Here is a 9,121-nt window from a genome sequence, read left to right on the forward strand (position 1 = left end):
AGCCAGGTTGTATCCTATGCACGGCGCCGCTTTTCGTCAGCGCCAGCCATTCTTCATGGTGAACGAGGTCGCTTCGCCTGAAAAGGCTCCGCGGCCTATTTTCCCTCGATCACCTCCCAGGCCCGGATCGCGAAGCGTTTCGCGAGCGGTCCATAGCGTTTGGCCTCCGGATCGGCCGCATTACCCTGCCTTGCGCGGTCCGCGATGCCGACGAAGATGACGGCGAAACGGAACAGGGAGAAGGCGAGGTGGAATTTACTCGGCACCGGAACCTGCGGCATAGTTTCCCGGTAGCGGGCGACGAAGTCGCTCTCGGACGGGATGCCGAGTGCCGCAATATCGAGATCGAGGATGCCGCCATATTCGTCTGACGAGGTGTGCCAGGGCAGGCAGCAGAAGGCGAGGTCGGCGAGCGGGTGGCCGATCGTCGAGAGCTCCCAGTCGAGAACCGCGACGATATCGGTTCCTTCCGGCGCATACATCATGTTGCCGACGCGAAAATCGCCGTGGGAGATTGCGGAGAGGCCATCGTCCTGCGGCTGGTTCTCCTTCATCCATTCCGACAGCTTTTCGAGCTCCGGTATCGGCTCGCCGGTCGATTTTTCCAGCTGGCCGCTCCAGAGCGCGATCTGCCGCGCGAAATAGTCGTTCGGCCGCCCGAATTTTTCGAGACCGGCAGCCTCGTAGTCGGCGGCATGGAGCTTCCCGAGCGTATCGGCGAGCGCCATGTACATCGCGCTTCGCTCTTGCGGTGTGGCGCCGTCCATCGCGGCCTTGTGGAAGACTCGGCCCTCGACCTCGTCCATCAGATAGAACGGCGTTCCGAGCAGCGCATCGTCCTCGTGATAGTGGATCATCGCGGGCACCGGCACGTCGGTCTTCGACAGCCCCTCCATGACCCGGTATTCGCGGTCGATCCGGTGGGCGCCTTTGGCGAGTTCGCCCGGCGGCTGCTTGCGCAGAACCATGCGGCGCCCGCCATGCCCGAGCCGAAACGTCGGGTTCGACTGTCCGCCGCTGATCCGCTCGATGGTGAAATCGTCTGAGGCTCCGAACCGATCGTCGAGAAAGCGCTTCAGCGCGTCTGGATCGATGCCGAGTTTCTCCTCGTCCTGTTCGCTCAACCCTCCGCCCCCGTCGCTGTCCCTGCCGCCTGCTTGCGGAGCATGTATTTCTGGATCTTGCCGGTCGCCGTCTTCGGCAGTTCACAGAAGGCCCAGGCGCGAGGGATCTTGAAGCCCGGCAGATGCTCCCGGCAGAAGGTTTCGAGCGCATCGGGCTTGAGCGAAGCTCCGTTCTTGGCCTCGATGAAAGCCATCGGAACCTCGCCCCACTTCTCGTCTGGCTTGGCGACGACGGCGGCGATCGCGACATCGGGATGCTTCGACAAAACGTCCTCCACCTCCAGCGAAGAGACGTTCTCGCCGCCGGTGATGATCACGTCCTTCGCCCGGTCCTTGATCTCGATATGACCGTCGGGATGGCGCACGGCGAGATCGCCAGTGTGGAAGCCGCCGCCGGAGAACACCTTCTCGGTCTCTTCGGGATTGCGATAATAGCCCGCGAGCAGTGTGTTCCCGGTCAGCACGATCTCGCCGACCGTTTCACCATTTGCCGGCACCTCCGCGCCCTCAGCGTTCAGGACGCGGATGCGGTTAGCGGACAGATGCCGCACGCCTTGACGCGCGAGGAGGTTCGCCCGCTCGTCCACCTCAAGGCCCGCCTCGTGCTCGGTCAGCTCGCGGAGCGTCGTCGGCCCGTAGCTTTCCGTCAGCCCGTAGAGATGGATGAAGTCGAAGCCGAGCGCGTCCATCTGCTTGATGAGCGAGGCCGTCGGCGCCGCGCCGCCGGTCGCGACTGTGATGCGGCGGCTCGCATCGCGCTTTGCCTTCGCGTCGGAATTGATGAGCATGTAAAGAACCACCGGCGCGCAGGAGAGGTGAGTGACGCCGTGCGCGTCCATTGCCTCGAAAACGGCTTCCGGCACCACTTTGTCGAGGCATATGTGTGTGCCGCCCGACGCCGTGATCGACCAAGTGTGGCACCAGCCGTTGCAGTGGAACATCGGCAGCGTCCATAGATAGGCCGTCTGATCGTTGAACTGGAGCGCGGTGATGTTGCCGACCGCGTTGAGCCATGCCCCTCTGTGATGCAGCACCACGCCCTTTGGATTGCCCGTGGTGCCCGACGTGTAGTTGAGCGCGATCGGCTGCCACTCGTCGGTGATCGCGGCGGTCAGATCGATCTCCGGCGGCCTCTCGCCGGAGAGCAGTTTGAGGCCGTCTCCGCTCTCGCCGTCTTCGGCGAAGACCTCGATCGGAACGCCTGTCGCCTCCGCTGCCTCCCGCGCGTCTTCGGCACAGGTCGGATCGGCCAGGATCAGGCGGCTTTCGGCGTGGTTCAGGATGAAGGCGACGTCCTTCGCGTCGATGCGCGTATTGACCGAATTCAGTACCGCGCCGAGCGCCGGCACGGCGTAATGCGCCGCCAGCATTTCCGGCCGGTTCGGGCACATGATCGAGACCACGTCGCCCTTCCGTATGCCGCGATCCTTCAGGGTTTTCGCAAACCGCAGCACGATCCGGTGAAACTCGCCCCATGTCCAGCTCCGATCCCGCCAGATGACGGCTGTCTTCGTTGGCAGTGATTTTACAGCATGGTCGAGGAAATCGAGCGGGGTCAGCGGATTGAAGTTTGCCGGGCGGGGCCTGAGGTGTTCTTCCTCACGCATCTTCGCCCTCCACGTCCCAGTGCCAGAAGTCGGTGCCGAGATCGCCGAGATGCCGGTTGAGGACCATCTTGTGGACCTCGTCCGCCCCGTCCACGAGCCGCGCCTGCCGGGCATAGCGGTAGATCCATTCGAGGACGGTGTCCTTCGAGTAGCCCCGCGCTCCGTTGATCTGGATCGCCCGGTCCGCCGCCGTATGGAGCAGATTGGCGACGTGGATCTTCGCCATGGAAATTTCTTTCTGGCCGTAGCGGCCGTGGTCGATCTCCCATGCCGCCTTCATCACCAGAAGCCGTCCGACCTCGATCTGCATGGCGAGATCACCGAGCATCACCTGCACGCTCTCGCGATCGATCAGCTTCACGCCGAAGCCCTCACGGCGCTCGGCGTAGTCTGTCGCGATCTCGACGCAGCGTTTGGCAAGGCCGAGCCAGCGCATGCAGTGGGTGAGACGGGCGGGGCCAAGCCGGGTCTGGACGACCTTGAGACCGCGTCCTTCCTCGCCGAGAATGTCCGAATGCGGGATGCGGAAATCTTCGAATTCCAGCTCGCAGTGCCCGCCATGCTCCTCCGGACCCATGATCGGAATGCGCCGGACGATCCTCCAATTGGGTTCGCTCTTGTCGAACAGAAAACAGGTATGGCCGCGCCGATTGTCGTCAGCGGTCTTGGCGACCAGCATGAAATGATCGGCCGCTTCCGCGCCGGTGATGAACCATTTGCGCCCGTTGACCACCCAGTCGTCGCCGTCGCGCACGGCCTTGGTCAGCATCATCGACGGGTCCGACCCGCCGCCCGGCTCCGGCTCCGTCATTGCGAAGGCCGAGCGGACCTTGCCTTCGACAATGGGTTTAAGCCAGCGCTCCTTCTGCTCTTCCGTGCCTAAGGCTTCGAGCACCATCATGTTGCCGTCGTCGGGCGCGGCTGAATTGAAAACGACCGGGCCGAAGATCGAACGGTTCATGGTCTCATAGAGAACCGACATGCCGGTCTTGGACAGGCCGAGACCACCATTTTCGGGCTTCAGCTGCGGGCACCAGAGGCCGGCGCTTTTTGCTTTTGCGCGAAGATCGGAGAGCAGCGCCTCGTCGATATTGCCGTGGCCGTCATAGGCGTCGGGCCGTTCTTCGAGCGGCATGATCTCGTCTGCAACGAAATCCGCGATCTGCGTTCGCAGCTTTTCGAGCTCCGGCGAAATTCTGAAATCCATCGAAGCGCCTCCCAACGCTTTCGTATCGTGCGCCATCGGAGAGCGCTGCGAATGCGAGCCGGTTCGTTCGGCCTGTCAAAGCACAATAGGAGGATGGCCTCGCCTTGCCAGGGTCGGTCCGTCGCGACCGGCGGCTCGCGGCGATCAGGACACGCAGCGCGTCGACCGCACCTGTCGCGTCCCACACCCTGTCCTACCTCGGCTCGGAGATGCCTGCCGTTCGTTTTAAGGACAAAGGCATCGAGGCCATGCGGGAGGACAGGACCATGCATTTCGATCTCAGCGGCAAGACCGCCCTCGTCACCGGTGCCTCCAGCGGGCTTGGAGAGCATTTCGCAAAGACGCTCGCGAAGGCCGGCGCCGAGGTGACGTTAGCCGCCCGCCGGCTCGATGCACTGAAGGAGAATGTCGACGAAATCACCGGCAAGGGCGGCAAGGCAAAGGCTGCCGAACTCGATGTGACCGACGGGGCGAGCGTCGCGAAAATCTTCGCCGATGGCCCCTTCGACATCGTCGTCAACAATGCCGGCGTTACGCTCACCCATCCGGCGATGAAGGTCGAAGAGGCCGAGTGGGACAAAGTGGTCGACACCAATCTGAAGGGTGCGTTTCTGGTCGCTCAAGCTGCGGCACAGGCGATGAAGGAGGCAGAGCGCGGCGGGTCGATCGTCAATATCGCGTCGATCCTCGGTATCCGCGTCGCGGGCGGCGTGATGCCCTATTCGGTCTCGAAGGCCGGTCTGATCCAGATGACCAAATCTATGGCGCTCGAATGGGCGCGCTACGGCATCCGCATTAACGCGCTCTGCCCCGGCTATATCGAAACGCCGCTCAACGCCGATTTCTTCGCCTCCGATGCCGGCAAGGCCTTGATCAAGCGAATTCCGCAGCGCCGACTCGGCCAGAACGAGGATCTCGACGGCGCGCTTCTTCTGCTGAGCTCCGACGCCGGATCTTACATGACCGGCTCGGAACTCGTGGTCGATGGCGGGCACCTCGTTTCGTCGCTCTGACCCCCGGTAAAAGCGGACGTCCCCGGCGTTTCTACCTTGTTCGACGCTTACCTTCCGGGGACAGGCGTCCTGGGACCTGCCGCAAATGCGGCGCCTGCGCTGGACTTTCGCCTCTTTTCCGTGATGCTTGATCTTCTAACGAAGCGCGAGGGGGTGTCACAATCGAGGGGGATTGGGACACTTCGGGAGGAAGCCGCGCTAAGAGTCTGGGAAAACTGAAAGTCACATCGCTTGCCTCTTTTTGATGCCTATGTCGTCGTCGACTGGTCCGCCGCCAACGTGCCGGCCGTCGGCGCGAATTCGATCTGGATGAGTTTCGCCGAACGCGAGGAGAGCGAGGTTCGGCTGATCGAGACGATCAATGTTCCGACGCGCGCCGGCGCGATGGCGAAGCTTCGCCAGTTCTTCCGCGAGCGGCTTGAGGCGGACCAGCGCGTCTTTGCGGGTTTCGACTTCCCGTTTGGCTACCCGGCTGGCGGCGCCGAGGCGATTGCAGGCGAACCCTCCTGGCAGGCGCTCTGGGCCTATTTCGCCGGCAATATCCAGGACATGGATTCCAACCTCAACAACCGGTTCGAGATCGCCGGTCGGCTGAACCGCGACAAGCTCGCCCATGCCCCGATGTTCTGGGGGCGGCCGGAATTCCAGGATATTCCCGGCCTCTCACCGAAAAAACCCGAGCCCTATCCGGACATACTGCCCGAGAAGCGCCTCGCCGAGGGGCGCACCGACCGCGCCCAGCCGGTCTGGAAGATGCACTATACGGGAAGCGTCGGCAGTCAGGCGATGACCGGCATCGCGCAGCTCGAAAAGCTGCGGCGCGAGGAAGAATTCGCCGGGAAGGTCGCCGTCTGGCCCTTCGAGACGCGTTTCACAGAATCGATCGACGCGCCGATCGTGCTCGCCGAAATCTATCCGAGCCTGTTCGAGATATCGCGGCAGGGCGGCCGGCCGCTCGACGCCGATCAGGTGGAGACCCTGGCCGAAATCTTCGCCAAGCGCGACATCGAGAACCGCTTCAAGTCCTATCTGTCCGTCCCTTCGAATCTGGCCTCCGATGAAGTCGAGACCGTTCTTGCCGAGGAAGGCTGGATTGTCGGCCTCGGCTGGCAGCAGGCCGCCGGCACTGGCGCCTCGTCCTCCGAGAACGGCAACGGCGGCAAACCGCGCCTCGACTATCTGCGTTCGCCCGAGCAGATCTATTCCGAGAGCTTCCGCCAGATTCGCGAGGCGGTCGACCTGGCTTCGTTCGGCGAAGAGGCCCACGACCTCGTCATCCGCATCGTCCATGCCTGCGGCATGCCGGAGATCGCCGAAGGGCTGACGATTTCCGAAGGCGCCGTCGCGGCGGGCCGCGCCGCGCTCGAAGGCGGGGCCAGCGTCATCGTCGATTCGGAGATGGTGGCGCATGGCGTCATCCGCTCGGCGCTTCCGGCCGACAACAAGGTGGTCTGCCGCCTCAACCTGCCGAAGGTTCGCGAGATAGCCCGTCGCGACGAGACCACGCGGTCCGCCGCCCAGATCGATCTCTGGAACGATGTCATCGAGGGGTCGGTGGTCGCGATCGGAAATGCCCCCACTGCGCTCTTCCGTCTGCTCGAAAAGCTCGACGAAGGTGGACCGAAGCCGGCGCTGATCATCGGCCTGCCGGTCGGGTTCGTCGGCGCGGCCGAGGCGAAGGCCGAACTCAAGGCCAATTCGCGGGGCGTGCCCTTCGTTACCCTCGACGGTCGTCTCGGCGGCAGCGCCATGGCAGCGGCAGCGGTCAACGCAATTTCCAAGGGGCTCGGTCAGGGAGAAGGCGATGGCGGATGACGCGGCCTGGCTGACGATCGTCGGCATTGGTGAAGACGGGCTTTCGGCTCTGTCCGACGAAACCCATATCGCTATCGCCGAAGCCGACGCCATCTTCGGCGGCGATCGTCATCTCGCAATGCTCGGCTCCACAAGAGCCGAACAGACCGCATGGGCCTCGCCCTTCGAAGCCAATCTCGAAGCCATCGAGAATCTTGCCGGCGAGAACGTCGTCGTTCTCGCGACCGGCGATCCGCTCTGGTACGGCGTCGGCGCGACGCTTTCAAAGCGCTTCGGCCCCGAATCCCTCCGCGTCATTCCGTCTCTTTCCGCGTTTCAGCTGGCTGCCGCTCGCCTCGTCTGGCCGCTTCAGGACTGCACCTGCCTGACGGCCCATGGCCGGCCCGTCGAAAACCTCGTCCGGCACGCCGCCCCCGACGCCCGGCTGATCGTCCTCACCAGCGGCAGGGACGGGCCGCGCGAGATCGCCAAGCTTCTCACCGCGAGGGGGTACGGTCAGAGCCGGCTTGTCGTCTGCGAAAATCTCGGCGGCTACGACGAGCGGGTGCGCGAGACACGCGCCGCCGATTTTCACCTCCCGGATGTCGGCCCCCTGAACACGGTCGCCATCGAATGCCGCGCCGGGCTCGCCGCGACACCGCGCCCGCGCGTTCCGGGCCTGCCGGACGATGCCTTCGTCCACGATGGCAAGATGACCAAGCGTGTCATGCGGGCGCTCGCCATTGCGGCGCTGGCGCCGACGCCGGGTGATCTCCTGTGGGATGTGGGTGCCGGCTGCGGTTCCATCGGCATTGAATGGCTGCGCGCCGACGCCCGGCTGTCGGCCATCGCGATCGAGCCGCGCGAAGACCGCTGCGCGATGATCGCCGAGAACGCCAGCGCGCTTGGCACGCCGGACCTTCGGATCGTCGCCGGCGAAGCACCGGCCGCCTTCACGGATCTGCCGGCACCGGACGCCATCTTCATCGGCGGCGGGCTCACTGACGGCATCTTTGACGCCTGCTGGGAGAACCTCAAGCCGGGCGGGCGTCTCGTCGCCCATGCCGTGACGCTGGAATCTGAGGCGATCCTGATCGATCTCCACGCCCGCTTCGGCGGCGAACTCTCACGCATCGGCGTCGAGATCGCTGAAAAGGTCGGGCCCTATCGCGGCTTCAAACCATCGATGACGGTGGTTCATTGGCATGTGACGAAGGGTCGGGATTGAAACAACATTGGCGGTGTGGTCCGACCCAGGACACCTGCGGTTCGCATGCCCGTTTCGAAATCGGCCGATGCTTGGCGTTTTTCAAATTGTGTTCAGGTGCAGTCTGCTCGGTGATAAAGCTTAAACGGATTTATCAATTCTGTTTCCGCCCTCGGTTCGACATGGTCTCGTTGAAACATCATAAAATAAAAATATTATAGAAAAATACAAACGGGTTGATGTTCACTTGAAACGTAATAAGGAGGGCAGATACCGCAGTTTAATCGGCGCGGCTTTCGGCGGCTCGAAACTTGATATCGAGTAACTTAACGAGTCGGCCGACGAACAAGCCATATCTATCAGGAATGGTCTGTCGATAAACAAGGCGATGGTTTTGTGCGCTGAACGTCGAGGCCACTCTGTGTTGCGTGTGTTTTCTTGTGACGCGGCTGCTGAAGGCATGGAGGATGGTCCCCCCAAGTAGCTTCAATTTGCATCATTGCCCGAAAAATCGTTCGGCCATCCTCGTCTTCTACCAATACGGTCGATTATTCTAGTTCAAGACCGCTAACCTGAGCGGTTTGTCTATTGGATATTCGGATATCCATGCGACCAATTCGCTTTCACGTTCATCGTTGCGGTGAAAATGCGGTCATCATTCTCATTGCGTACATAAACTGACGCAAAATACTCATCGCCATTAGGCAGATCGTCAGCAGCAATAAGCGGTAAACTTGCTATTGCGATGCGTCGGACACTTTCCAGCGTCGTCTCTTCCGAACCGATTTTATCGGTTATGAATTTGTATTTCGTTTCGACGTCGAAAAAATATCGCACGGTATTACCTCGGATTTCCGAGGCTCGAATGCGTGCGCGAAGGCAACGATATCAACGGATTAAAAATCTTTGAGGGCTGGTATTGCGCAGCGAAACCCTCGATTTCGATTGGTATAGCAAGAAATGTAGAGATATCAAGAGGTGGTTTTAGTCTCGAACTTGCCGGCTCTGACATCGAAACATTTTCGTTCTATTCTGTTTTGATGCCAGCCTGATTTCCAGCGCGAAGTGCAACACCCCAGAGCCGATGTATGATCGGCTCGGTTGTCCAGACCAATTGGAGTGTTGCGTTGCCATCCTACGTCCATCTTTCATCTCTCGAAAGAGAACAG

General features: G+C 61.9%; 8 protein-coding genes. 4 read left to right on the top strand and 4 right to left on the bottom strand.

Annotated features, from left to right (window positions below):
- Nucleotides 1–95: 95 nt before the first annotated feature.
- Genes ABRA89_RS17255 through ABRA89_RS17265 form a run of 3 tightly spaced genes read right to left on the bottom strand, consistent with a single transcriptional unit; the run spans nucleotide 96 to nucleotide 3,938 of the window.
- Nucleotides 96–1,124 carry a phosphotransferase family protein gene (locus tag ABRA89_RS17255; RefSeq protein WP_349942736.1) on the bottom strand — a complete coding sequence of 343 codons (1,029 nt, stop codon included), beginning with the start codon at nucleotides 1,122–1,124 and terminating at the stop codon, nucleotides 96–98.
- On the bottom strand, nucleotides 1,121–2,731 hold the full coding sequence (locus ABRA89_RS17260; RefSeq protein WP_349942737.1) for an AMP-binding protein: 1,611 nt from the start codon (nucleotides 2,729–2,731) through the stop codon (nucleotides 1,121–1,123). Before ABRA89_RS17260 ends, ABRA89_RS17255 begins: the two co-directional genes overlap by 4 nt.
- A complete protein-coding gene (locus tag ABRA89_RS17265; protein WP_349942738.1) occupies nucleotides 2,724–3,938 on the bottom strand; it encodes an acyl-CoA dehydrogenase family protein in 1,215 nt (404 codons plus the stop codon). Before ABRA89_RS17265 ends, ABRA89_RS17260 begins: the two co-directional genes overlap by 8 nt.
- A gap of 248 nt (nucleotides 3,939–4,186) precedes the next feature.
- Between ABRA89_RS17265 and ABRA89_RS17270 the strand changes: the two genes are divergently transcribed.
- From ABRA89_RS17270 to cbiE, 3 genes are all read left to right on the top strand, one after another.
- Nucleotides 4,187–4,951, top strand: a complete 765-nt coding sequence (locus ABRA89_RS17270) for an SDR family NAD(P)-dependent oxidoreductase (RefSeq protein WP_349942743.1) — start codon at nucleotides 4,187–4,189, stop codon at nucleotides 4,949–4,951.
- A gap of 1,179 nt (nucleotides 4,952–6,130) precedes the next feature.
- Nucleotides 6,131–6,766, top strand: coding sequence for a precorrin-8X methylmutase (locus ABRA89_RS17275; protein ID WP_349942744.1), 636 nt, complete (start codon nucleotides 6,131–6,133; stop codon nucleotides 6,764–6,766).
- Nucleotides 6,756–7,973 carry a precorrin-6y C5,15-methyltransferase (decarboxylating) subunit CbiE gene (gene cbiE, locus ABRA89_RS17280; RefSeq protein ID WP_349942739.1) on the top strand — a complete coding sequence of 406 codons (1,218 nt, stop codon included), beginning with the start codon at nucleotides 6,756–6,758 and terminating at the stop codon, nucleotides 7,971–7,973. Before ABRA89_RS17275 ends, cbiE begins: the two co-directional genes overlap by 11 nt.
- Before the next feature lie 564 nt (nucleotides 7,974–8,537).
- Here the strand turns inward: cbiE and ABRA89_RS17285 are convergent.
- A complete protein-coding gene (locus ABRA89_RS17285; RefSeq protein WP_349942740.1) occupies nucleotides 8,538–8,789 on the bottom strand; it encodes a DUF6894 family protein in 252 nt (83 codons plus the stop codon).
- Between the two features lie 32 nt (nucleotides 8,790–8,821).
- Between ABRA89_RS17285 and ABRA89_RS17290 the strand changes: the two genes are divergently transcribed.
- The gene (locus ABRA89_RS17290; protein WP_349942741.1) at nucleotides 8,822–9,004 is read left to right on the top strand and encodes a hypothetical protein; all 183 of its coding nucleotides are present in this window, start codon (nucleotides 8,822–8,824) and stop codon (nucleotides 9,002–9,004) included.
- Nucleotides 9,005–9,121 lie beyond the last annotated feature (117 nt).

Origin of the sequence: Fulvimarina thalattae, from assembly GCF_040239565.1 — a bacterium.
Classification (GTDB): domain Bacteria; phylum Pseudomonadota; class Alphaproteobacteria; order Rhizobiales; family Rhizobiaceae; genus Fulvimarina.